This is a genomic window from Salmonella sp. SAL4457, from assembly GCF_046548235.1.
Taxonomy (GTDB): domain Bacteria; phylum Pseudomonadota; class Gammaproteobacteria; order Enterobacterales; family Enterobacteriaceae; genus Salmonella; species Salmonella enterica.
Genome location: NZ_JBGDZO010000003.1, coordinates 496,518 through 517,417 on the forward strand (window position 1 = coordinate 496,518; position 20,900 = coordinate 517,417).

Consider the following 20,900-nt stretch of genomic DNA (forward strand, 5'->3'; position numbering starts at 1 on the left):
CACCACTGCCGACGTTGCATCCACACAGTCTTCTTGCACCAGGCGTTTCGCTACGTATGACGGACACAACCCGTCAGTCCCATCCTTTACAGTAATACCATCTTAATTAACCAGTTATTAAACACGGAGATAATGCATGTCTCAGGCTGAGCGTCGTTATGACCGCTTGTCTGTCCGGCTATCGCTGATTATCAGCCGTCTGCTCGCGGGTGAAACGCTGAATATGCGCAAACTGGCCGCTGAGTTTGGCGTGTCGGTTCGCACCCTGCATCGTGATTTCCGCGAGCGTCTGATTTACCTCGACATCGAGTATCAGGATGGCTGCTGCCGTCTGCTGACCGGGGGCCGTCAGGAGATTCGGGAGGAGGCAGCAATGCAGTTCGCCCGTCAGTCAGGCACTGGCACATTGTTTCCTGATATGGACCACCATCTGGTCAGTTCGTTGCTGAGTAGCCAGGATTCCTCGCCATGCCTTATCTGGCATCAGGGGGCAACCATACCACTTTCCCGACCGGGCATCTTCACACGACTGGTCAGGGCGGTATCAGAACACCAGAAGGTAACCCTGCTTACTGACGGGAGTCGTTGTGACAGCCTTGCCCCATATCGGCTGATTTTCAGCACCGGTGAGTGGTTTCTGGCGGGAGAACATCTCGGCCGGATAACCGTTTTTGCGCTGCACACCGTTCACTCCGTGACGTTTCACCCGGAAACCTTCACACCAGACGGACATTTCACCCGCATTCTGTCCCGCCCGGACTTTTTACAGGCGTTACCTCATTTTCATATTTTACATTCACTGCTCGCTGACGACAGTTACGGGCAACTTACCCATAAGGAACAGGTATGAAATTATTCACCACGGCGGCGCTGGCCGCCAGCCTCTGCATTACCTCTGTGCCTCCGGTCCTCGCAGATGACATCATGGGCTCCGTCAGGTCCTGGCAGTACATGCAGGCCGACGGCTGGAAATCGGCCGACGGTACGGATAACAACACACTGCATAACGCCCTTTATCAGGCTGATGTAATAGGCAATTATCCCTGGACGAAACAGTTTCTGCTGCGTATTCGTGGCGGCGGTGCCTATTACCTTGCCGACAAGAAAACGCACACGGTACGCAGGCTAAATCTGAAACCGGCCAGCGGCTACACCTCTGACCTGACTTCGGTGTACCAGGGCGAAGACCAGGGGAAAGGCTGTTATTTCACCATTATCGATACGCAATATCAACTGGAGCTGGCCGAAGAACCTCACAGCAATCAGGTGCTGGCCGCCTTCCCGGAAAATTGCGTCAACAAAAAACAACAGGCGGCCCTGGCGGCCAGAAGCTCTGAAGCCGACAGGAAACTGCAGCAATGGGTGGCGCAGCAGAGCCTGGCAGAATTATGTCGTCGTACAGGCAACTGCTGAACCCGCTGAAAAACAACCATAACAGGGAGTTTTACCATGAATATATTCAATACGCGTCTGACGACCTTTCTGGTGGTTATCGGCACTCTGCTGGCATCCGGCTGCGACAGCAAGGAAGATGCTGGCGTGAAGGCGATTGCCCGGTTTAAGGACCTGACTCCGCCGCCGTTCAGCGACGTGGTGTCTCACAAATCCGATGTCGTGCAGGAATGGGTAAAAAAGGATGCCTTCGGCACACCGCTATACACGGTAATGAAAACCCGCCAGTCGCCGGAAGGCTGTGAGTCCGGTAATTATTACTACATTGCTGATATGCAGCAGAAAACGGTGCAGCCGCTGATAGCCGCCCTGTGTCTCGCGGGCAATATTACTCTGAGCTTCCGGATCGAGACTGACAGCTATACGGGTGAAAAATCGGTGGTGTATTCGCACGATGGCAAGGAAATGGGGAAACTCTATCTGCCGGATAACCAGGAGAACCATCCATGAAGAAGCTGAAAGGTGTTATCTCTGCTGCAGTCCTGAGTCTGTATTTGCTGACACCGGCCCATGCTGATGGCGGTTTTCAGGGTGCCATCAAAGGCGGCATTCCAGCCTACACCCGCGATATGCAGCATAACAAACCCTTCTGGTGTAACCAGTACAAACTGGAGAGAAAGATGTGTGAAGTGGTTTCGCAATCGGAAAACGGGCGCGTTGCCATTGTCAGAATGGTCCCCACCGACTGGAAATGCCCCAACGGTATCTGGGGGGTGGTTGACCGTTCTAATGGTGACGCCATGGAGTTGATTCCGACGGCGAAAATGTCCCTGGAGCAGTACTGCAGCAAGGCATTCAGTGCAGGTTTTGTCAACCCACAGAACAGGAAATCACTGGCCGACGTCGTGATGTACTACAACGGCAAGCCAGTCGGTTCTTTCGAATACATTGAAGAGTGAACTCCCTGCCTCAGGGAGAAGCCTCCCATATTCATTTAACACATTAAAAATAAAGGAAAAGAATGAACAGGCATTATGAGAAAAATGGCGTGCGTCACGACAATGTGACCGAAGCCGACATAACCGAACGTATTCAGCGCGGGGAGCTGAATGCCTCAACGCTGGTATGGCAACAGGGCATGACGGAATGGCAGCCGCTGTCAGCCACGCCGCTGGCAGATGTCCTGAAACAATGTGCGGTTCCCCCCGCGCTGCCCGGCAATCGTATCCCCGGAAGCGTGGTCTGGACGCTGGCCTTTGCGCCCCTGATTGGGTATGCCCTGGAGATGTGGACGGCCGGGCTGAGCGGAATGGAATTTGAAGAGGCGTATGCCGCCGTGACGGAGGGGCAATACTGGTTTATCACACTGATACTGAATATTGCGCTGGGGTATCTGGATGAACGACGGCTCCGTAAATCCGGCGTTGATACCGCTGCCTTTGGCTGGCTGGCCTGGCTGGTTCCGTTTTATCTGTGGCGCAGGGCTAAAGCCCTCGGTCAGAAACCGGCTTATTTCTGGGTCTGGTTGGTTATGTTAATACTGGTGTTATTAACTGCCTGATATTCTTTATCACAGAGTTTACTAAATAATCAGGTCATTAGTGTAATTAACAAGTAAATGATGTAAATCGCCTTGGAGCAGCTGTGTCTTATTTGATTCAGAGGACAGTCAAAGTCACAATATAAAATATTCCCCCGTTGAAGTGCATACTTCGGGCATGTGTTTAATAAACAGGCCGGACTTTAATTTCGGCCTCTCGGGGGGGAGTTATAAGTGTTGCGGAAACAGGGGGCTTATATTTTTATTTAACATCAGAAACACTGGAGTATTTATCATGAAAAATATTATCACCATTTTAATGGTTGCAGTTATCAGTTTCTTTACCGGTAATGTATCTGCAAACACGGCTGTACCTTTACCGCACAACCTTACTGACGTCACTGACGGTACGGAGTTCTGGTGTCAGGGGACCGATACCACTGATGGAAGATGTAAATACCTGGGTACATCCAAAGACATGCAATACGGTCTGGTACACGCTATGGGCGGTACGGCGTGTTGGGATGGTTTCTACGGCGTGATTAACTTTTACACCGGCAAAGCTCAGACCATCAAATACAACGACAATCAAAGTTGTGAAGGCGATATCAAAGCCAGTTTCGTTACGCTGAAAAACGGTAAACTGGGCGTTAAACTTTACGACAACACAATTCACGAAGTTGTCGGACTTGACCAAATTAAAATCTAAGGAATAAATCATGCGCCTGATCTGTGTGTTATTAATTTATTAATATTAGTAATTAATACAGCGCCTGCCATGATGACAGGCGCTTTTTACTATAAAGTAACAGATATGCCAGACTGTACATCACTTTTATTGCCTGAAGGCGAAGGCCCTTTCTCACGCACGCAGGCGATTGCCGTCACAACAGCTTACCGCAATGTGTTTATTGAAGATGACCAGGGCACACATTTCCGGCTGGTCATACGCGACAGTTATAATCAGTTGCTCTGGTGGGCATGGAATTTTGAAGCCCGTGCCTGGTACTGGCTGAACCGCTATCTGCTCAGCCACGGAATACCCCGACACTGACTCACCGCTGCTCACCCCACCAGCAACCACGCCAACAGGCCATGTTCCCACAGGAGCATGGCTTTTTGTTTATGCAGTTAAATCAACCCACGAAGGAAATTAACAATGCGCTTAGCCAGCCGCTTTGGACGGATTAACCAGATACGCCGCGACCGTCCCTTAACCCGTGAAGAATTAATACAGGTGGTCCCCAGCGTTTTTGGTGAGGACAAACATGCGTCCCGCAGTGAACGCTACACCTGCATACCGACCATCACCATCCTGGAAAACCTTCAACGGGAAGGGTTCCAGCCGTTCTTCGCTTGTCAGTCACGGGTTCGTGACCCTGCTCGTCGGGAATATACGAAGCACATGCTCCGCCTGCGTCGCACCGGTCAGATACACGGTCAGCAGGTGCCGGAAATCATCATCCTGAATTCGCACAGTGGTGAGTCCAGTTTTCAGTTATTGCCGGGAATTTTCCGCAGCGTATGCACGAATTCGCTCGTCTGCGGGCAGTCCTTTGGCGAAATCAGAGTTCCGCACCGGGGCGATGTCGTTAACAAGGTCATTGAGGGAGCCTACGACGTACTCAGCGTCTTTGACCGGATGGAAGAGAAGCGCGACGCCATGCAGTCACTTTTATTACCGCCACTGGCACAGCATGCACTGGCGAATGCTGCCCTGACGTACCGTTTTGGTGAAGAGCATCAGCCGGTGACGGCAACGCAGATACTGACACCCCGACGTTATGAAGACCGCAGTGATGACCTGTGGACAACGTACCAGCGTATCCAGGAGAACCTGCTGAAAGGCGGGCTTCCGGGACGTACTGCGAAGGGCAAACGCAGCCATACCCGAGCCGTTAACGGCATTGACGGGGACATCAGGCTAAACCGTGCCCTGTGGGTGATGGCGGAACAGATGCAGCAGGCGCTGAGTTGATGCGCCATGTTCCTGCTGATGCCCGTCAGGCCAGAATATATCCGGTATCCCTGGCGAACCAGCCAGGCTGCCGTTCCATATCCGACGACGACCTCTGTGCCTGGTGTTCTCACCTCTGTTACCGGCCCGGTGAGCTCAGCCTGTGTCGGCTGTTCATTACTGATGGTACCTGGCCCGCACGGTCTGGCGCTGACGGCTATGCACAGTCCTGCCCGGCATTCCACCTGAACCAGAATACTCACCCCGGCAAATAAGACGAAAAGCTTGTTCTCCTGCCCCCCGATATTGCCAGTAACAACATCCGAAAGTCACCCCACTCCGCTTATTCACCGACAGACACCCCGGGCCATGCTCTTCCCGTGCATGGCCTTTTCATTTATCTCAGCGTAATCAGGAGGTTCCCCATGGGACTCGATTTATATTTCATTAAACGTCCGGCCGAAACCACGGCAGACACCACCCGCCGGGAGCAGGACGAGGCCGTCGGGTATTACCGCAAGTTCAACGCTCTGCTCAACTGGATTGATGCCAACGCCGGGGAGGTGGAGAACTGTACTGATGTCCCCCTGACCCGCCAGGACCTGGAAAAACTCCGGGCCACTCTTGACCGCCTCACGCCGGAAAACTGCCACGACCTGTTCCCGACCACCGAAGGGTTCTTCTTCGGCTCGCAGGAGTACGACGACAGTTACTGGTCTGACGTGGAAAACCTGAAACAGTTTGTACAGCAACAGCTGGCGTCGTTTGATTTCAGCACCCACCGCCTGTGTTTCCACGCCTGGTGGTGACGTCCCCGTAGATCCCCTTCAGTTCAGCCGGTTCCGGATATCCCCGAACCGGTTATATTTCAGTCTGTTAAGGAAACCATAATGACCACAGCAATTAACCCTGAACTTATCCCTGCGCCTGATGAAACCCTCATCACCGCCACGCCCGTACCGGATGAGGACCGCCCTGACTTCTGGCCCCGCCACTTCCGGGGCGTTCCGCAGTGGATATTACTGGAGCCCCGTATCTTCGCCTGGACGGACCGCCTGTGCGCGGACTACAGCGGCGGTATCTGGCAGTTTTACACGCTGAGCAACGGTGGCGCATTTATGGCCCCGGAGGCGGATGACGGGGACGACACCTGGTCACTGTTCAACGCCATGAACGGCAACAGCGCGGACATGAGCCCTGAGGCGGTCGGGATCACCGCCTGCCTGCTGGAGTACAGCCACCATGCCTGCCGTACCGGCAGCGACCTGATGACCGCGCATTACCTCCACCTGCGGGATCATACCCTTAACCATCCTGAATGCAGCGCCATCATGCATATCACCGACTGAGGATACCGACATGAGACAACAGTTACCGCTGTTTGCCGCCACATTACCGGCATCCGCACAACAAATCATCCGGGAAGCCTTAACCCTGCTGGAGAGCCAGTTACGCGAACCCGGGGCGGCATTTACCTCCAGCCATGCTGTCCGGGACTGGCTACGCCTGCAACTCTCCGCGCCAGAGCGGGAAGAATTTGTTGCGCTCTTCCTCGATAACCAGCATCGCCTTATTGCTCACGAAACGCTCTTCAGCGGCACTATCAACCATACTCAGGTCCATCCCCGCGAAGTGGTGAAATCCGGTCTGAAACATAACGCCGCCGCTGTCATTGTGGCGCATTGTCATCCGTCGGGGCTTGCCGATCCCAGCCTGGCGGACCGTCAGATAACAGAGCGGCTCAGACAGGCCCTGGACCTGGTGGATATCCGTCTGCTGGATCACCTGGTGGTTGGCGGCATGGAGATTGTCTCGTTCGCTGAACGCGGCTGGCTTTAAAAAGGTAATGACACCATGAGAAACGATGAAACGCAGGTTATACCCGCTGATATTTTCAGTGGCGTGACCGTTCTTCGTCTGGAGAACGGGGATGAAGCGGTTTATGTACACGGTCTCTTCCTGGAGTGTGCTGATATCGCGCAGGGCGACAAACCTCTCACGGATATTGCAGCACGCCTCGCCGGGCTCCTGAAGATACCGTTCAGACAGATAACGCTACCTGTCCCGGAGGATGAGGAGTGGTGCTGGAATGATATTGTTGATGCCCTGCTGAAAAACACCAGCTCAGGCGGGACTGCCGTATGAAAATTATCAGCAAACGCCGGGCAATGGCGATATACCGCCGGCACCCGCAGTCCCGTCTGTTTCGCTTCTGTACCGGGAAATATCCGTGGTCCGGCAGCGTCTGTCACTGGTACGACCGGGACGTACAGGATATCAGTGGCGTACTGGCCGTGTACGCTGAACGACGCCGGGACCGCCACGGCCCGTACACCCGCCTGATGTGCGTCACCCTGAATTAACCCACGGAGGAAAACCGATGTCAGATAACCCCGACCGCAAACAACCGGATAATCATTCAGTCCCCTGCATCCGGGGCCGTCTGCTGCAGGACGGCTGTCTGTTCCGTTTACAGACCAGCAGGGACGATATCAGGGCGGCATTCACGGAGGAGGAGGCCCGCTGGCTGGAGCAGGCCTTCCCGCTGATATTACAGCAGATGGTCACGATGGCGTCCCCCGGCTCACCGGAGGCACAGACGCCGCATGTCTTTCACCACAACGGGCTGACCTGTGAATCAGAACCCGGTCCACAGGGCGCTGTCAGCCTGATGATTTACCCGAAATCTGATGAATCCCCCTTGTCAGAGGAACCCTTAAATGACGAAGACCACAACCACCGTACATGACCTCACGTCTCCCTGGTGGGGACTCCGCCGCAATGTGTCACCATGTTTTGGCGCACGGCTGGTTCAGGAGGGCAACCGCCTGCATTACCTGGCTGACCGCGCCGGCATTACCGGACAGTTCAGCGACGCGGATTTACGTCACCTGGACCAGGCCTTTCCGGTACTGCTGAAACAACTGGAGCTGATGTTACTTTCCGGTGAGCTTAATCCCCGCCATCAGCACTGCGTCACCCTGTACGCAAAGGGACTGGTATGCGAGGCCGACTCACTCGGGTCGTGCGGCTACATTTATCTCGCCATTTACCCCGGAGAACCGCCTGAAACCGGAGGTATGGCACGATGAGCCGGGTCATTTCCACCACGGTGTATCTGTCTGATGAACTCTCAGAGTCAGCCCGCAAGAAGGCCCGCGCCTGGTACTGCGAAGGGGGGCTGGAGTATGAGTGGTACGACGCTGTTTATGAGGATTTCACCCTGATTTGCAACATCCTGGGCGTGAGACTCAAAACACGTATCTTCACCACCACCGGCGGCAGATCCTACGAAAAAGCCTGTATCTGGTTTTCCGGTTTCTGCTGTCAGGGGGACGGAGCCTGCTTTGAGGGGCTGTACCACTATCAGCCCGGTGCCGCACAACACATCAGAAAGCATGCGCCTCAGGACGAAGCGCTTCACCGTATTGCTGATGAGCTGCAGGCAATCCAGCAGCGTAACCTCTGGCAGCTTCAGGCTGATATTCAGCATCAGGGGCGCTATTACCATGAATACAGTATGCACATTACTGTTGAGCGGGACTCCCCCACCGGTCAGGAAGCCACCGATGACGCAGACGGTGTCCTGGGTGACGCGTTACGCGATCTGGCCCGCTGGTTATATCAGCAACTTGAAACGCAATACGACTGGCTGACCTCACCGGAGGCCGTGGATGAGGCGCTTATCGCCGGCGGTTACACCTTCACCGAAACCGGCCAGCGCTTCGGTTAAACTTTTTCGTCACTCCCTTCCGGTTCATTTCTTACCTTCCACCAACAGAGAACACATTATGCAGATTTTACCCTCACTCCCGCCCGGGGCGACTTCGTCACACCCCACGCCTGTCGGCATCTGGCAGACCCTGCTGTCGCATCTGCTGCAACAACACTACGGTCTGATGCTGAACGACACCCCGTTTGCTAACGACGGCGTCATTGAGCAGCATATCAACGCCGGCATCTCCCTGTGCGATGCGCTGAACGGTATTGTTGAAAAATATGACCTGGTCCGGACCGACTGCCCGGGATTCAGTATTGCAGTGCAGTCTCCGTTCATTACCCGTATCGATATTCTCCGCGCCAGAAAAGCCTGTGGCCTGATGAAACGTCGTGGCTACCGGGCCGTTACCGACATCACCACCGGCAGATACAGCGGGGTGGCACGATGAAGCTGTCCATGACCGTGGAAGCCGATACAATCAACGTCCGGGCCCTTAATGGGGGCCGGATCGTCGTGGATATCGACGGTATTGAACTCGCCAGCCTGATCGATGTGGTCTGTGATAACGGATATTCACTTCGCGTTGCTGACGAGCCCGGAAAGCTGATTGTTGAAGATCCGCTTCCGCCCGTCGCCCGCGTTAACGGCATTCAGTGCAGCACCGCACATATCACGGAGAAAGACAATGCTCTGCTGTTTACCCTTTCACACCAGTATGAAGACTTTGGCGAGTCGGAGTGGATTTTGTATACCGGCTCCGGCTCCTTACTCCACCTGGAGGCATGGTCATTTCCGGTTCTGCGGCTTAAACGGCTGGGGCTGTCGAAAGCCTGTCGACGGTTAGTGGTGACGCTGATACGCCGTTACGCCGCTGGTATTCTCCACCTGGATGCTTTCGGCGAACTCCTGCCAGGCTTTGCCACCTTCGACTGGTAACCCACTTCCCCACTGAGGTAAACACATGCCATTAACCACTGAAGAAGGGCTGCAGATCCTGATCTGCTGGCTGCAGGACAATATCGACTGTGGTACAGAGATCATCTTCGATAACGACGATACTCTCACCGGTTCAGCAGCACTCCTGCCCTCTGTTGAACAGGCCCTGAACGAGGTCCGGATGATACACTACCTCCGGCTTTTACTTTCTCCGCAGTAACACCACCTTACTGACACTCGCATAAGCGCCGGTCCTCACAGACCGGCGTTTTGTGCTTATATAAAGGAAAGAAAATAATGTCAGAACACACTAATGCCGACCCCGAAGTCTTAACTGACCATACCGATATGATTTGCTCCACCAGCATTGAACGTATCGTCACCGGACGCAACGCTGCACTTGAACAGATCAGAACCGTGACTGAGCGGATTGCAGAAATATCGGCGCTGACCAGAAGCATCGGCGGTAAAGCCGCCCTGGACTGGGGCATGAAGCAGGATTTTCGCTGCGGCTGCTGGCTGATGGAGAAACCAGAAGCGGCAATGAAAGCTATTACCCGTAATCTCGATCGCAGCATATGGCGGGACCTGATGAAGAAGTCCGGAATGCTGAGTCTGATGGACGCTCAGGCCCGTGACCAGTGGTACAGAAACCTTGAAGGTGATGATATTCCAGCCATCAGTGAAGCGAATATACTCAGTACCTTTGAGCAACTGCACCAGAGCAAAGACGAGGTGTTTGAACGCGGTGTGATTAATGTGTTCAAAAGCCTTAGCTGGGATTTTAAGTCAAATTCGCCGTGTAAATTCGGGAAAAAAATTATCGTGAACGGTCTGGTAAAATGCGACAGATGGGGATTTGGACTGAACTGGGGCTGGCAGCGTGATCGGCTCGCTGACCTGGAACGTATGCTTATGCTGCTGGATGGGAAACCCGCTCCTGATAACCGTGCTGATGTGACCCGACGCCTAGGCGATCACATTCACGATAACAGAGGGAGTAACAGTTACGAGGACGAGATGTTTAAAATCAAATATTTTCAGAAGGGAACTGCCCATATTACTTTCAAACGACCGGAACTGGTGGATAAACTGAACGACATCATCGCCAGACACTACCCGGGGAGAGTGGCGGCAGGATGAGGCTCAATCGACACGCTGATGTCCGGTACAGGCTGATTTACACCGATGCAAGCCGGACGCTGATGGCATACTGAATGGCACACCAGAAAAAACAGGAAAAGAAAAAGGCCATGCTAATCAATAGCATGGCCTCGAATAGTGGCGGAACGGACGGGACTCGAACCCGCGACCCCCTGCGTGACAGGCAGGTATTCTAACCAACTGAACTACCGCTCCGTGATGTTCCCGCTGGGAACGAGGCGAATATTACGGTTTGCGGTGTCGCCCGTCAACGCTTTTTCTCACCTTTTGAATCAGTTGCTGCAAAAATCGCCCGAAGGATGATTTTTATAGCCTAAAAAGGAATAAATTACGCCCGCCAAAGGCAACTTCCGCCCTTTTTCTGCACCAGATCAAGCCGCGATTCATGCGCAGCCAGCTCTTCCTCAGAGGCAAAAACGACCCGTAACCGGCTGGCCTGGCGAACGATTCGCTGAATGGTCGCTTCACCTTGCTGCCGTTGCGTCTCTCCTTCCATCGCAAACGTCATGGACGTTTGTCCGCCCGTCATCGCCAGATACACTTCAGCAAGGATCTGGGCATCGAGCAATGCGCCGTGCAAAGTACGTTTGCTATTATCTATCTCATAACGCGAACACAGTGCATCAAGGCTGTTACGCTTGCCGGGGAACATTTTCCGCGCCAACGCCAGGCTGTCGGTAACTTTGCAGAAAGTATTGGTTTTAGGAATATCGCGTTTAAGCAGACCAAACTCATAATCCATAAAGCCGATATCGAACGATGCGTTATGGATGACCAGCTCCGCGCCGCGGATATAATCAAGAAACTCATCGACCACATCAGCAAAAACCGGCTTATCCAGCAGAAACTCATCGGCAATACCGTGTACGCCAAAAGCCTCTGGATCGACAAGGCGATCGGGCTTCAGGTAAACATGAAAATTGTTGCCGGTCAGACGACGGTTTATCACCTCAACCGCACCGATCTCAATAATCTTGTGACCTTCATAGTGCGCGCCTATCTGGTTCATACCGGTGGTTTCGGTATCGAGGACAATCTGTCGTGTAATTGCAGTGCTCATATCGGTCATTTATGTCAGACTTGCGTTTTGTTATCGATTTCAATTACAGGAAGTCTACCAGAGATGCTTAAACAGGTAGAAATTTTCACCGATGGCTCTTGCCTGGGGAATCCAGGGCCTGGTGGTTATGGCGCTATCTTACGCTATCGTGGTCATGAAAAAACGTTTAGTGAAGGTTACACGCTGACCACCAATAACCGTATGGAACTGATGGCGGCGATCGTCGCGCTTGAAGCGTTAAAAGAACATTGCGAAGTGACATTGAGCACCGACAGCCAATATGTGCGGCAAGGAATTACCCAATGGATTCATAACTGGAAGAAACGCGGCTGGAAAACTGCGGAAAAGAAACCCGTAAAAAATGTCGATCTCTGGAAACGTCTCGATGCTGCGTTAGGTCAGCATCAGATCAAATGGGTATGGGTCAAAGGCCATGCAGGCCATCCCGAAAACGAGCGTTGTGATGAACTGGCGCGCGCCGCGGCAATGAACCCCACGCAGGAAGATAGTGGCTACCAGGCGGAGGCTTAGCCATCCGGTTTGCGATATTGCCGGGTGGCGCCAACGGTCTGGCGGATAGGGGTTTTACTTTTATTATGTCGCAGCGGATTAAGCGTAAGCGGGATGGTCCGCTTACGGGCCACAATAAGCTGTAAACAGCCCAGCGCCGGGATATGCGTATTTAAAAGCCGCCCCCCCTGCTTTTTCCAGGGTAAGACATGAAAACGGCTATAATGTAGCACTTCAAAATTGAGTAAAGACAGCCAGTCCAGTTGCCGCATAAGGGTAAACATCCGACTATTATAGGGCGGTGTTTTACGTAAAACGGGTACCAGTTTACGTAACCCCATCAAACTCAGCGGGTTAAATCCACTGATGACCAGCCAACCGTCATCAATCAATACGCGGTCGGCTTCCCGCAATAAACGGTGCGGGTCGGTACACCACGGCAAAGTATGCGCCAGCAGACAAACATCGACGGATTTATCTGCAAAAGGAAGGTGTAGCGGATCGGCCAGAACCTGCATCGGCGACCCCTGCGACGAAACATTCACCTGATGGGAGACCGCGCACGCTTCGGAATTGATTTCTGCGCTTAAATTACCGATTTTAAGCAAATGGAAACCATACATTTTTGCAAACCACGGATTTAGCTGCTGTTCCAGCGCCTCACGGTAGTAATTGCCCCAGGGCAACTCACCCCAACATCCGGGCGCAACGACAGTTTGAGAGAGCCTTGCCGGTTTCATCGCAACCTTCCGCTAATTATTTGAGAGGTAATATATGAATCTTAACAGTATTCCCGCGTTTCAGGACAATTACATCTGGGTGCTGACCAATGATGAAGGCCGCTGTGTGATTGTTGATCCCGGCGAAGCGGCACCCGTCTTAAAGGCCATTGCTGAACATAAGTGGATGCCGGAGGCGATTTTTCTGACGCATCACCATCACGACCATGTTGGCGGAGTCAAAGAGCTGTTGCAACACTTCCCGCAAATGACGGTTTATGGACCGGCGGAAACGCAAGACAAGGGAGCAACCCATCTTGTTGGCGATGGCGATACTATTCGCGTTTTAGGCGAGAAATTTACTCTTTTTGCCACGCCGGGTCACACGTTAGGACACGTCTGTTACTTTAGCCACCCTTACTTATTCTGCGGCGACACGCTGTTTTCTGGCGGCTGTGGTCGACTGTTTGAAGGCACGCCATCACAGATGTATCAGTCACTTATGAAAATTAATTCTCTGCCTGACGACACGCTCATTTGCTGCGCTCACGAATACACTTTAGCTAACATTAAGTTCGCATTGAGCATACTTCCGCACGATTCGTTCATAAATGAATATTATCGTAAAGTTAAAGAGTTACGTGTAAAAAAACAAATGACATTACCCGTTATTCTTAAAAATGAACGTAAGATTAATCTTTTTTTAAGAACTGAAGATATTGATTTAATTAACGAAATAAACAAAGAAACAATATTGCAACAACCAGAAGCGCGTTTTGCATGGTTAAGGTCAAAGAAAGACACGTTCTGATAATTCTTACTTGTCATTCGCTAACTTCGCCGTTATGATCGGTCGTCTTTTAAGCAACTATTGACACACACATGAAGGCAAAAGCGATATTACTCGCCTCTGTCCTGCTTGTGGGGTGCCAGACGTCTCAGAACACTGGCAACGTCCAACAGCACGCACAGAGCCTTTCTGCAGCTGGTCAAGGGGAAGCAGGAAAGTTTACGAGTCAGGCACGATGGATGGACGACGGAACGTCTATCGCGCCAGATCAGGACTTGTGGGCTTTCATTGGCGACGAGCTAAAGATGGGAATTCCGGAAAACAGCCGGATTCGCGAACAGAAACAGAAGTATTTACGCAATAAGAGCTATCTCCACGATGTAACTTTACGGGCAGAGCCGTATATGTACTGGATAGCGGGGCAGGTTAAGAAACGTAACATGCCTATGGAGCTGGTACTACTACCCATAGTGGAGAGCGCTTTTGATCCTCACGCAACGTCTGGCGCCAATGCCGCAGGCATCTGGCAGATCATACCGAGCACAGGGCGCAATTATGGTTTAAAGCAGACCCGTAATTATGACGCGCGTCGCGATGTTGTAGCCTCTACGACCGCCGCGTTAGACATGATGCAGCGTCTGAACAAAATGTTTGACGGCGACTGGCTGTTAACCGTTGCAGCGTATAACAGCGGCGAAGGCCGTGTTATGCGGGCAATTAAAGCAAACAAAGCGCGTGGAAAACCGACGGATTTCTGGTCGCTTTCTTTGCCCAGAGAAACAAAACTCTACGTACCTAAGATGCTGGCATTGAGTGAAATTCTCAAAAACAGCAAACGCTACGGCGTACGTCTGCCAACAACAGATGAAAGCCGAGCGCTGGCACGAGTTCGTTTAAACAGTCCAGTTGAAATGGCCCAGGTTGCGGATATGGCGGGCATGTCTATCAGCAAGCTGAAGACGTTTAATGCCGGTGTAAAAGGGTCTACCTTAGGCGTAAGCGGTCCGCAATATGTTATGGTGCCCAAAAAGCATGCCGAGCAGTTGCGTGAGTCGCTGGCTTCCGGTGAGATTGACGCCGTTCAGTCCCAACTGATCGCCGACAATACGCCGTTGAATAGCCGTAGCTATAAGGTGCGCTCTGGCGATACGCTTTCCGGTATTGCTTCGCAGCTTGGCGTAAGCACGAAGGACTTGCAGCAGTGGAACAACCTGCGTGGTTCACGCCTGAAAATCGGGCAAAGCCTGACCGTGGGCGCTGGCAGCAGCGCGCAACGACTGGCAAACAATAGCGATAGCATTACCTATCGTGTCCGTAAAGGCGATTCGCTTTCCAGTATCGCCAGACGTCACGGGGTGAATATCAAAGATGTGATGCGCTGGAACCATGATACGGATAATCTACAACCGGGCGATCAGCTTACGTTGTTTGTGAAGGACAATAGCACGCCAGACTCCTGATATTGTCCGACGAAAAAGCCAAAAGGCGCCGCTTCCCCCGGCGCCTTTTAAATTGCTATACCGCTTTATGCGCTTCCAGCATGATAGTATCGCTGCTAAACGAACCGTCATCCTGCAACTCAAAATAACGCTTCACCTCTACCGGGGCACTCGCCTGATATAATCGAATCGCCTCAACCAACGGCGCTGGCGTACGCATCCGCGTTACCCATGAGCGAAACTCCAGCGATAAACGATCGGTTATCACGGTATTCGTTACCAGCATCGCATTATTGACCATCGCCAGCCATTCACCACTGGAATAATTACGGACATGCGACGTGTCGCGTAACGCCTCCACCGTTTGCAGCCAGATATCGCGTACAGGATGTCCAGGCGACATGACATCCATGATAATCAGCACGCCGCCGGGTTTTAATACACGATAAACCTCACGCAATGCCTGACCAACGTCGTGCCAGTGATGCGCGGAATAGCGGCTAATCACCACCTCAAACGATGCATCTTCAAAGGGCAGTTTTTCGGCATAGCCTTGCCGGAGAGTAATATTACTTAAATGTCTTTCTTCCGCCGCTCCAGCGACAACCTCAAGCATGCTGGCGGATAAATCGTATGCCACGACCGAGTAGGCATGTTGCGCAGCGACAAAACTCGCGTGTCCAGCTCCACATCCCATATCCAGTACGTTCGCGTGGGAAAAATCAGACAGCCTTTGCGCCAGCCGCGCTAAGTCACGACCCGATGCGTGAACGGCGCTATGTAAATAGGCGTTCGCCTGTGAACCAAACTGCTTTTCAACATTGTCATGGTGGGAATGCGTTGTCATGGTAGTGCCCTTCTGTTATGAGAAAAGTAAAGGGCAGCACCCGAAGAGGCCTGCCCCACGGCAGACCTGACGCACCTTTATTGCTCAGGTTTGCCGGGACTGAATTCAACGAGTAGCGGATTGTGATCGGAAGCGCGCGTCACCAGTACGGAGGCTTCATTCACGTTTAAACCACGATAAAAAACAAAATCCAGCGGTCGTCCAAACGCACGACGGCGCTGATCGTCAGTGAAACGCACCTGGCGCAGCGACATCTCACGTGCAAAGCGGTACAACGCATTCATACGTGGGCGGCTCCAGGCATTAAAATCACCCGCCATAATGACAGGGCCGCTATGGTGCGCAATCTGGTCGCCGATCGGAAGTAACTGCTTACTGTATACGTCCACGCCCAGACTAAAATTTACCGCATGAACATTTACTACCATTAATAAACGGGTATCCGGCAAGGGATATACCGTCACCAGGGCTGATTTCGCCAAACGTAAAATTGGTTCTCTTTCCCGTAAAGGGCAGCAGTAAACAGGATGGGCGGCAGAAAGCGTCATGACGCCAGACGGATGCTGAGGTAATACAAAAGCGGGAACCTGGTCGGCGGCAAGATAGTTAGCGGTGGCAAACTGTACCAGTTCAGGCGTCGTCTGTGCCTCCTGCAACAGGACCAGATGCGCATCTTTGCCGTAGTTCTTCAGCACCGATAACCATTCGGCTCGCTGCTGCTTGAATATATTCCACACGAGGATACGGATCCGCTCTTCACTGCTTAGCGGTTCCCCGGCGGGCAATGCCTGGCCAATGCTCGCAAACGACCCTGGCGGCAAAATCCGCTCGGCGGGCTGTCCGGCAACATAGCGCATCGCATAGGTGTTTTTTCGCACTTTTGACTTTCAAACCTCTGTAACGTCAACCAGTCCTCAACCGGACTGGTTCTTCTGTTATAGGGATTTTAGCACTCACTTTCAACGAACAATTGCAGTTTGTTTTGTAAGTAGGCGCTTACATCAATAATTTACTCCAGAGCAATGCGTACAGGTTTATCAAGACGTCCGCTGACGCCCACCAGCAGGAAAGCCACCAGAACAATGAGGGCGCCAATCCACGGCGTCTGCGCCAAACCGTAATGCGCCACCGTTTGTCCGCCAATCACGGAACCCAGCGCAATACCAATGTTAAACGCCGCAATGTTCAGACCTGACGCCACATCTACTGCATTAGGCGTGAATTGTTCCGCTTTCTGTACCACGTAGACCTGCAACCCCGGTACGTTACCGAAGGCAAAGACCCCCATCACCAGAATGGTAGCCAGCGCGGCATACTGCGTGGAGGCCGTCACCTGGAAGACCATCAGCAGAACAAACAGCACGGCGAAAATGAATTTCAACGCCGGCACGGCACCATGCTTATCTGCCAGTTTACCGCCCCAGATATTGCCGATAGCCACTGATACGCCATACCCCAGTAAGATCCAGCTTACCGCTGCCGGGGAGAATCCCGCCAGATCCTGCATCATTGGCGCCAGGAAGGTGAATGCCGTGAATACCCCGCCGTAGCCCAGCGCCGTAACGGCGTAAATCAGCAACAGACGAGGATGAGTCAGTACTTTCACCTGGTCACGAATGCTGGCGGCCGCCCGACCGGGAATATTGGCAGGGATCAGCAGTTGACTGCTCATCAGCGCAATCACGCCTAACAGTGATACCGCAAGGAAGGTCTCACGCCAGCCAAAATGCTGACCGATAAATGTGCCCAGCGGAACGCCCGTGACCAGCGCTACCGTTAAACCACCAAACATAATAGCGATCGCAGAAGCCGCTTTCTCTTTTGGCACCAGACTTGTCGCGATGGTAGATCCAATCGAGAAGAACACGCCGTGCGCCAGGCCCGTCAGCAGACGGGCGACGATTAATGTCATATAGCCCGGTGCCTGCCATGCCAGCAAATTCCCCGCCGTAAACAAGACCATCAGCGCGACCAGTAACTGTTTACGCGGCAGGCGTCCGGTCAGCGCGGTTAGCACCGGCGCGCCAATAGCCACACCCAGCGCATAGATTGAAACCAGCATTCCGGCGGAAGGTAACGAGATAGCCAGTTGTTGAGCAATGGTCGGCACCAGGCCGACAATCACAAACTCAGTCGTACCGATAGCGAAGGCACTTATTGTCAGTGCAAATAAAGCGAGAGGCATAAATAACTCCATAACAGCAGTAATCAGATGACACGCAGTATGCCTGGATGTTTTAATGACAAAAATAGCCAAAATATCAATTTAATTTTGCTTCAGGAGCAAAAATGAAAGCCACCTCCGAAGAACTCGCAATTTTTGTCGCTGTCGTGGAAAGCGGCAGCTTCAGCCGGGCGGCAGAGCAGCTTGGACAGGCCAATTCCGCTGTCAGCCGGGCAGTTAAAAAGCTGGAGATGAAGCTCGGCGTCAGTCTGCTTAATCGTACGACCCGACAGCTGAGCCTGACTGAAGAAGGAGAGCGATACTTCAGGCGCGTGCAGCAGATACTGCAAGAAATGGCCGCCGCAGAAACGGAAATCATGGAGTCGCGTAATACCCCGCGCGGCTTACTGCGTATCGATGCGGCAACGCCGGTAATGCTGCATTTCCTGATGCCGCTGATTAAACCTTTTCGTGAACGGTATCCGGAAATGACGTTGTCTCTTGTCTCCTCAGAAACGTTCATCAATCTTATTGAACGAAAAGTGGATGTTGCGATACGCGCAGGCACGTTGACAGATTCAAGTCTGCGCGCGCGCCCGTTATTTACCAGCTATCGCAAGATTATCGCTTCACCTGACTATATTGCCCGCTTTGGCAAGCCTGAGAGCGTTGAAGAGTTAAAACGGCATCTGTGCCTGGGGTTCTCTGAACCCATCTCGCTCAATACCTGGCCAATAGCCTGTAGCGATGGGCAGCTCCATGAGATCGAATGTGGGATTTCTTCCAACAGCGGGGAAACGTTAAAACAACTTTGCCTGAACGGTAACGGCATTGCATGTCTTTCAGATTATATGATTGATAAAGAGATCGCGCGGGGAGAACTGGTGGAACTGCTGGCCGATAAACGTCTGCCGGTAGAAATGCCTTTCAGCGCCGTTTACTACAGCGATCGCGCCGTCAGCACACGTATTCGGGCATTTATCGACTTTTTGAGCGAATATATAAGAACAGCTCCCGCAGGAGCTGTGAAAGAGGGGTAAAGGTACAAAGGATCGGGTAATTAATCCCAGGCAGGAGCCAGTCCTTCCGGGCTAACCAGACGATCGTTGCAGTCCAGTGCCGCGATCGCATTTTTATCTTCGACATCCAGATGCAGGTCCAGTGCCAGCAGGTTGCTTGCCAGGTTTTCACGCCTGGTGGATGAAGGGATCACCGAGTAACCTTCACCCATTGCCCATGCCAGAATAACCTGCGCCGGGGTCGCATTATGTTTAGCCGCAATGCGTGCAATCACTTCATCTTTCAGCGCTTTACCGTATGCCAGCGTCATATAAGAGGTGATATGGATACCGTGCGCTTTCGCCCAGTCAACCACCTTACGATTCTGCAGATACGGAGATAGCTCAATCTGGTTGGTGGCGATATTGTGTGCGCCCACCGCGGCAATAGCCTTTTCCATCAACGGAATGGTGAAGTTTGAAATGCCAATTTCGCGAGTCAGCCCTTGTTTTTTAGCTTCAAGCAATGCCTGCATAAATTCTTCGACAGACACGGCATCACCCGGAGATGGCCAGTGGATCAGCGTCAGATCGACATAATCGGTACGCAATTTTTTCAGGCTCTCTTTCAGGCTTGGGATTAGCTTGTCTTTGCTAAGGTTTTCAATCCAGATCTTGGTGGTGATGTACAGCTCGCTACGCGGTACGCCGCTCTCAGCAATCGCCTGTCCAACAGCCGCTTCATTATCATAGATTTGCGCAGTGTCGACAGCACGGTAGCCCAGTTCAAGCGCCGTTTTAACAGAAGCGATAACCACGTCGTCTTTCAGGCGAAAAGTACCTAAACCGAATGCAGGGATAGTCATAGAATTCCTCTTTTTAATCACTATGTTCGTTAACTGAGGGAATTATGACCTTCAGCGCTTTGCAGAAAAAGAGCGAGAAATGCAGAGGATTTTTGCGAATTGAGCAATAATTAAATGACAGGAAAAGAAAAAGCCCTGAGCTAATGCTCAGGGCTCTTAACAAGTGGCGGAACGGACGGGACTCGAACCCGCGACCCCCTGCGTGACAGGCAGGTATTCTAACCAACTGAACTACCGCTCCACCGAATTTCTTTGTCACAACCCGGATTTTCATCCCGGTTTACTGCAATTTGATGCCTGGCAGTTTATGAATCACTTCGTGATTCACCCTTCGGGCCGTTGCTTCGCAACGTTCAAAAGCTTTCGCTTTTGTCCTACTCTCTGTCGAGTAGTGAACTGCCCCGAAAGTTAATGCCATACTTCTAATTTGATGCCTGGCAGTTCCCTACTCTCGCATGGGGAGACCCCACACTACCATCGGCGCTACGGCGTTTCACTTCTGAGTTCGGCATGGGGTCAGGTGGGACCACCGCGCTAGTGCCGCCAGGCAAATTCTTTGTGCTCTGTACGCAATTCTTTATCGCATCAGCGGCGTTGCCTGCGCTCGTAAACTCAGTCACATACTTCTGTATGCTCCTTCCTTTCCTTCGCTTGCCGCCTTGCTGCTGCGCAAATTATTGCGTACTCAACTCTGAATCACTGCTGAAAATCGTCTCTCATCCGCCAAAACATCTTCGGCGTTGTAAGGTTAAGCCTCACGGTTCATTAGTACCGGTTAGCTCAACGCATCGCTGCGC

At 52.5% G+C, this 20,900-nt stretch carries 30 protein-coding genes, 2 tRNA genes and 1 rRNA gene; 24 read left to right on the forward strand and 9 right to left on the reverse strand.

Annotated elements, in window-relative coordinates; all coding sequences use genetic code 11:
* Positions 1 to 136 precede the first annotated feature (136 nt).
* The 20 genes from ACLJNW_RS13540 to ACLJNW_RS13635 all read left to right on the forward strand — a co-directional run bounded on the left by ACLJNW_RS13540 (position 137) and on the right by ACLJNW_RS13635 (position 10,689).
* Entirely contained in the window at positions 137 to 850 is a 714-nt protein-coding gene (locus ACLJNW_RS13540) for a WYL domain-containing protein (protein WP_000075762.1), read from the forward strand.
* The gene (locus ACLJNW_RS13545; protein ID WP_000765650.1) at positions 847 to 1,413 is read left to right on the forward strand and encodes a hypothetical protein; all 567 of its coding nucleotides are present in this window, start codon (positions 847 to 849) and stop codon (positions 1,411 to 1,413) included. Before ACLJNW_RS13540 ends, ACLJNW_RS13545 begins: the two co-directional genes overlap by 4 nt.
* A gap of 36 nt (positions 1,414 to 1,449) precedes the next feature.
* Positions 1,450 to 1,902 carry a YfjS/YafY family lipoprotein gene (locus ACLJNW_RS13550; RefSeq protein ID WP_001020194.1) on the forward strand — a complete coding sequence of 151 codons (453 nt, stop codon included), beginning with the start codon at positions 1,450 to 1,452 and terminating at the stop codon, positions 1,900 to 1,902.
* Entirely contained in the window at positions 1,899 to 2,351 is a 453-nt protein-coding gene (locus ACLJNW_RS13555) for a hypothetical protein (RefSeq protein ID WP_024154654.1), read from the forward strand. The genes ACLJNW_RS13550 and ACLJNW_RS13555 overlap by 4 nt, the downstream gene beginning before the upstream one ends.
* Positions 2,352 to 2,413: 62 nt before the next feature.
* Complete coding sequence (locus ACLJNW_RS13560) at positions 2,414 to 2,953, forward strand: DUF4339 domain-containing protein (protein WP_001079432.1); 540 nt, start codon at positions 2,414 to 2,416, stop codon at positions 2,951 to 2,953.
* A 274-nt stretch (positions 2,954 to 3,227) separates the two neighbouring features.
* Positions 3,228 to 3,641: a hypothetical protein gene (locus ACLJNW_RS13565; protein WP_000789537.1), complete on the forward strand. Its 414-nt coding sequence runs from the start codon at positions 3,228 to 3,230 to the stop codon at positions 3,639 to 3,641.
* A gap of 105 nt (positions 3,642 to 3,746) precedes the next feature.
* Positions 3,747 to 3,986 carry a DUF905 family protein gene (locus ACLJNW_RS13570; protein ID WP_001112363.1) on the forward strand — a complete coding sequence of 80 codons (240 nt, stop codon included), beginning with the start codon at positions 3,747 to 3,749 and terminating at the stop codon, positions 3,984 to 3,986.
* 105 nt (positions 3,987 to 4,091) lie between these two features.
* Positions 4,092 to 4,910 (forward strand): DUF932 domain-containing protein, encoded by an 819-nt coding sequence (locus tag ACLJNW_RS13575; protein WP_001234415.1) that lies wholly within the window; start codon positions 4,092 to 4,094, stop codon positions 4,908 to 4,910.
* A gap of 404 nt (positions 4,911 to 5,314) precedes the next feature.
* Positions 5,315 to 5,698 (forward strand): hypothetical protein, encoded by a 384-nt coding sequence (locus ACLJNW_RS13580; RefSeq protein ID WP_000522007.1) that lies wholly within the window; start codon positions 5,315 to 5,317, stop codon positions 5,696 to 5,698.
* An 81-nt stretch (positions 5,699 to 5,779) separates the two neighbouring features.
* Positions 5,780 to 6,238: an antirestriction protein gene (locus tag ACLJNW_RS13585; protein WP_000205294.1), complete on the forward strand. Its 459-nt coding sequence runs from the start codon at positions 5,780 to 5,782 to the stop codon at positions 6,236 to 6,238.
* Between the two features lie 10 nt (positions 6,239 to 6,248).
* On the forward strand, positions 6,249 to 6,728 hold the full coding sequence (gene radC / locus ACLJNW_RS13590) for a RadC family protein (protein ID WP_001249724.1): 480 nt from the start codon (positions 6,249 to 6,251) through the stop codon (positions 6,726 to 6,728).
* Positions 6,729 to 6,743: 15 nt separating this feature from the next.
* Entirely contained in the window at positions 6,744 to 7,034 is a 291-nt protein-coding gene (locus ACLJNW_RS13595; protein WP_001243218.1) for a hypothetical protein, read from the forward strand.
* Entirely contained in the window at positions 7,031 to 7,252 is a 222-nt protein-coding gene (locus tag ACLJNW_RS13600) for a DUF987 family protein (RefSeq protein WP_000691989.1), read from the forward strand. The genes ACLJNW_RS13595 and ACLJNW_RS13600 overlap by 4 nt, the downstream gene beginning before the upstream one ends.
* 17 nt (positions 7,253 to 7,269) lie before the next feature.
* Positions 7,270 to 7,638: a type IV toxin-antitoxin system YeeU family antitoxin gene (locus ACLJNW_RS13605; RefSeq protein ID WP_001282841.1), complete on the forward strand. Its 369-nt coding sequence runs from the start codon at positions 7,270 to 7,272 to the stop codon at positions 7,636 to 7,638.
* A complete protein-coding gene (locus tag ACLJNW_RS13610) occupies positions 7,610 to 7,981 on the forward strand; it encodes a type IV toxin-antitoxin system YeeU family antitoxin (RefSeq protein WP_000169463.1) in 372 nt (123 codons plus the stop codon). The genes ACLJNW_RS13605 and ACLJNW_RS13610 overlap by 29 nt, the downstream gene beginning before the upstream one ends.
* Positions 7,978 to 8,622, forward strand: coding sequence for a hypothetical protein (locus ACLJNW_RS13615; protein WP_000091992.1), 645 nt, complete (start codon positions 7,978 to 7,980; stop codon positions 8,620 to 8,622). The genes ACLJNW_RS13610 and ACLJNW_RS13615 overlap by 4 nt, the downstream gene beginning before the upstream one ends.
* 58 nt (positions 8,623 to 8,680) lie before the next feature.
* Complete coding sequence (locus ACLJNW_RS13620; protein ID WP_024154655.1) at positions 8,681 to 9,058, forward strand: TA system toxin CbtA family protein; 378 nt, start codon at positions 8,681 to 8,683, stop codon at positions 9,056 to 9,058.
* Complete coding sequence (locus ACLJNW_RS13625; RefSeq protein ID WP_000777707.1) at positions 9,055 to 9,546, forward strand: DUF5983 family protein; 492 nt, start codon at positions 9,055 to 9,057, stop codon at positions 9,544 to 9,546. The genes ACLJNW_RS13620 and ACLJNW_RS13625 overlap by 4 nt, the downstream gene beginning before the upstream one ends.
* Before the next feature lie 25 nt (positions 9,547 to 9,571).
* Positions 9,572 to 9,766 (forward strand): DUF957 domain-containing protein, encoded by a 195-nt coding sequence (locus tag ACLJNW_RS13630; protein ID WP_001537473.1) that lies wholly within the window; start codon positions 9,572 to 9,574, stop codon positions 9,764 to 9,766.
* 77 nt (positions 9,767 to 9,843) lie between these two features.
* On the forward strand, positions 9,844 to 10,689 hold the full coding sequence (locus ACLJNW_RS13635) for a DUF4942 domain-containing protein (protein ID WP_001289297.1): 846 nt from the start codon (positions 9,844 to 9,846) through the stop codon (positions 10,687 to 10,689).
* Positions 10,690 to 10,828: 139 nt separating this feature from the next.
* Here ACLJNW_RS13635 and ACLJNW_RS13640 read toward each other — a convergent pair.
* Together ACLJNW_RS13640 and dnaQ are read right to left on the reverse strand one after the other, a co-directional pair.
* Positions 10,829 to 10,905 (reverse strand) — tRNA-Asp (locus tag ACLJNW_RS13640).
* A 133-nt stretch (positions 10,906 to 11,038) separates the two neighbouring features.
* Positions 11,039 to 11,770 (reverse strand): DNA polymerase III subunit epsilon, encoded by a 732-nt coding sequence (gene dnaQ, locus ACLJNW_RS13645; protein WP_001670675.1) that lies wholly within the window; start codon positions 11,768 to 11,770, stop codon positions 11,039 to 11,041.
* A gap of 63 nt (positions 11,771 to 11,833) precedes the next feature.
* On the opposite strand from dnaQ, the gene rnhA reads away from it, so the two are divergent.
* Complete coding sequence (rnhA, locus tag ACLJNW_RS13650; RefSeq protein ID WP_000917872.1) at positions 11,834 to 12,301, forward strand: ribonuclease HI; 468 nt, start codon at positions 11,834 to 11,836, stop codon at positions 12,299 to 12,301.
* On the opposite strand, the gene ACLJNW_RS13655 is transcribed toward rnhA, so the two are convergent.
* Positions 12,298 to 13,020 (reverse strand): class I SAM-dependent methyltransferase, encoded by a 723-nt coding sequence (locus ACLJNW_RS13655; RefSeq protein ID WP_000801238.1) that lies wholly within the window; start codon positions 13,018 to 13,020, stop codon positions 12,298 to 12,300. The two genes, rnhA and ACLJNW_RS13655, sit on opposite strands and share 4 nt — an antisense overlap.
* A gap of 34 nt (positions 13,021 to 13,054) precedes the next feature.
* On the opposite strand from ACLJNW_RS13655, the gene gloB reads away from it, so the two are divergent.
* Both gloB and mltD read left to right on the forward strand, forming a co-directional pair.
* Complete coding sequence (gloB, locus tag ACLJNW_RS13660; RefSeq protein WP_001052773.1) at positions 13,055 to 13,810, forward strand: hydroxyacylglutathione hydrolase; 756 nt, start codon at positions 13,055 to 13,057, stop codon at positions 13,808 to 13,810.
* A 71-nt stretch (positions 13,811 to 13,881) separates the two neighbouring features.
* Entirely contained in the window at positions 13,882 to 15,249 is a 1,368-nt protein-coding gene (mltD, locus tag ACLJNW_RS13665) for a murein transglycosylase D (protein ID WP_000644703.1), read from the forward strand.
* A 55-nt stretch (positions 15,250 to 15,304) separates the two neighbouring features.
* Here the strand turns inward: mltD and ACLJNW_RS13670 are convergent, their stop codons facing one another.
* From ACLJNW_RS13670 to ACLJNW_RS13680, 3 genes are all read right to left on the reverse strand, one after another.
* Positions 15,305 to 16,075: a class I SAM-dependent methyltransferase gene (locus tag ACLJNW_RS13670; RefSeq protein ID WP_000207240.1), complete on the reverse strand. Its 771-nt coding sequence runs from the start codon at positions 16,073 to 16,075 to the stop codon at positions 15,305 to 15,307.
* A 77-nt stretch (positions 16,076 to 16,152) separates the two neighbouring features.
* The gene (locus ACLJNW_RS13675; RefSeq protein ID WP_001230970.1) at positions 16,153 to 16,953 is read right to left on the reverse strand and encodes an endonuclease/exonuclease/phosphatase family protein; all 801 of its coding nucleotides are present in this window, start codon (positions 16,951 to 16,953) and stop codon (positions 16,153 to 16,155) included.
* A 131-nt stretch (positions 16,954 to 17,084) separates the two neighbouring features.
* Complete coding sequence (locus ACLJNW_RS13680) at positions 17,085 to 18,260, reverse strand: MFS transporter (RefSeq protein ID WP_001127540.1); 1,176 nt, start codon at positions 18,258 to 18,260, stop codon at positions 17,085 to 17,087.
* Positions 18,261 to 18,364: 104 nt separating this feature from the next.
* Here ACLJNW_RS13680 and yafC point away from each other — a divergent pair, with 104 nt between their 5' ends.
* Complete coding sequence (gene yafC / locus ACLJNW_RS13685) at positions 18,365 to 19,279, forward strand: DNA-binding transcriptional regulator YafC (protein ID WP_000648540.1); 915 nt, start codon at positions 18,365 to 18,367, stop codon at positions 19,277 to 19,279.
* A 20-nt stretch (positions 19,280 to 19,299) separates the two neighbouring features.
* On the opposite strand, the gene dkgB is transcribed toward yafC, so the two are convergent.
* The 3 genes from dkgB to rrf all read right to left on the reverse strand — a co-directional run bounded on the left by dkgB (position 19,300) and on the right by rrf (position 20,651).
* A complete protein-coding gene (gene dkgB, locus ACLJNW_RS13690) occupies positions 19,300 to 20,103 on the reverse strand; it encodes a 2,5-didehydrogluconate reductase DkgB (RefSeq protein WP_000154881.1) in 804 nt (267 codons plus the stop codon).
* Positions 20,104 to 20,267: 164 nt separating this feature from the next.
* Positions 20,268 to 20,344: transfer RNA gene (locus tag ACLJNW_RS13695), tRNA-Asp, on the reverse strand.
* Between the two features lie 191 nt (positions 20,345 to 20,535).
* A 5S ribosomal RNA gene (gene rrf / locus ACLJNW_RS13700) occupies positions 20,536 to 20,651 on the reverse strand.
* Positions 20,652 to 20,900: the final 249 nt, after the last annotated feature.

Coding starts and splice junctions, on each gene's coding strand:
- ACLJNW_RS13670 (WP_000207240.1), bottom strand. CDS start 16,075: ATGACAACGCATTCCCACCATGACAATGTTGAAAAGCAGTTTGGTTCA.
- ACLJNW_RS13560 (WP_001079432.1), top strand. CDS start 2,414: ATGAACAGGCATTATGAGAAAAATGGCGTGCGTCACGACAATGTGACC.
- ACLJNW_RS13580 (WP_000522007.1), top strand. CDS start 5,315: ATGGGACTCGATTTATATTTCATTAAACGTCCGGCCGAAACCACGGCA.
- ACLJNW_RS13655 (WP_000801238.1), bottom strand. CDS start 13,020: ATGAAACCGGCAAGGCTCTCTCAAACTGTCGTTGCGCCCGGATGTTGG.
- ACLJNW_RS13545 (WP_000765650.1), top strand. CDS start 847: ATGAAATTATTCACCACGGCGGCGCTGGCCGCCAGCCTCTGCATTACC.
- rnhA (WP_000917872.1), top strand. CDS start 11,834: ATGCTTAAACAGGTAGAAATTTTCACCGATGGCTCTTGCCTGGGGAAT.
- ACLJNW_RS13615 (WP_000091992.1), top strand. CDS start 7,978: ATGAGCCGGGTCATTTCCACCACGGTGTATCTGTCTGATGAACTCTCA.
- ACLJNW_RS13600 (WP_000691989.1), top strand. CDS start 7,031: ATGAAAATTATCAGCAAACGCCGGGCAATGGCGATATACCGCCGGCAC.
- dkgB (WP_000154881.1), bottom strand. CDS start 20,103: ATGACTATCCCTGCATTCGGTTTAGGTACTTTTCGCCTGAAAGACGAC.
- mltD (WP_000644703.1), top strand. CDS start 13,882: ATGAAGGCAAAAGCGATATTACTCGCCTCTGTCCTGCTTGTGGGGTGC.
- ACLJNW_RS13565 (WP_000789537.1), top strand. CDS start 3,228: ATGAAAAATATTATCACCATTTTAATGGTTGCAGTTATCAGTTTCTTT.
- ACLJNW_RS13610 (WP_000169463.1), top strand. CDS start 7,610: ATGACGAAGACCACAACCACCGTACATGACCTCACGTCTCCCTGGTGG.
- radC (WP_001249724.1), top strand. CDS start 6,249: ATGAGACAACAGTTACCGCTGTTTGCCGCCACATTACCGGCATCCGCA.
- dnaQ (WP_001670675.1), bottom strand. CDS start 11,770: ATGAGCACTGCAATTACACGACAGATTGTCCTCGATACCGAAACCACC.
- ACLJNW_RS13635 (WP_001289297.1), top strand. CDS start 9,844: ATGTCAGAACACACTAATGCCGACCCCGAAGTCTTAACTGACCATACC.
- ACLJNW_RS13570 (WP_001112363.1), top strand. CDS start 3,747: ATGCCAGACTGTACATCACTTTTATTGCCTGAAGGCGAAGGCCCTTTC.
- ACLJNW_RS13585 (WP_000205294.1), top strand. CDS start 5,780: ATGACCACAGCAATTAACCCTGAACTTATCCCTGCGCCTGATGAAACC.
- ACLJNW_RS13550 (WP_001020194.1), top strand. CDS start 1,450: ATGAATATATTCAATACGCGTCTGACGACCTTTCTGGTGGTTATCGGC.
- ACLJNW_RS13595 (WP_001243218.1), top strand. CDS start 6,744: ATGAGAAACGATGAAACGCAGGTTATACCCGCTGATATTTTCAGTGGC.
- ACLJNW_RS13630 (WP_001537473.1), top strand. CDS start 9,572: ATGCCATTAACCACTGAAGAAGGGCTGCAGATCCTGATCTGCTGGCTG.
- yafC (WP_000648540.1), top strand. CDS start 18,365: ATGAAAGCCACCTCCGAAGAACTCGCAATTTTTGTCGCTGTCGTGGAA.
- ACLJNW_RS13680 (WP_001127540.1), bottom strand. CDS start 18,260: ATGCCTCTCGCTTTATTTGCACTGACAATAAGTGCCTTCGCTATCGGT.
- ACLJNW_RS13555 (WP_024154654.1), top strand. CDS start 1,899: ATGAAGAAGCTGAAAGGTGTTATCTCTGCTGCAGTCCTGAGTCTGTAT.
- ACLJNW_RS13540 (WP_000075762.1), top strand. CDS start 137: ATGTCTCAGGCTGAGCGTCGTTATGACCGCTTGTCTGTCCGGCTATCG.
- ACLJNW_RS13620 (WP_024154655.1), top strand. CDS start 8,681: ATGCAGATTTTACCCTCACTCCCGCCCGGGGCGACTTCGTCACACCCC.
- gloB (WP_001052773.1), top strand. CDS start 13,055: ATGAATCTTAACAGTATTCCCGCGTTTCAGGACAATTACATCTGGGTG.
- ACLJNW_RS13575 (WP_001234415.1), top strand. CDS start 4,092: ATGCGCTTAGCCAGCCGCTTTGGACGGATTAACCAGATACGCCGCGAC.
- ACLJNW_RS13625 (WP_000777707.1), top strand. CDS start 9,055: ATGAAGCTGTCCATGACCGTGGAAGCCGATACAATCAACGTCCGGGCC.
- ACLJNW_RS13605 (WP_001282841.1), top strand. CDS start 7,270: ATGTCAGATAACCCCGACCGCAAACAACCGGATAATCATTCAGTCCCC.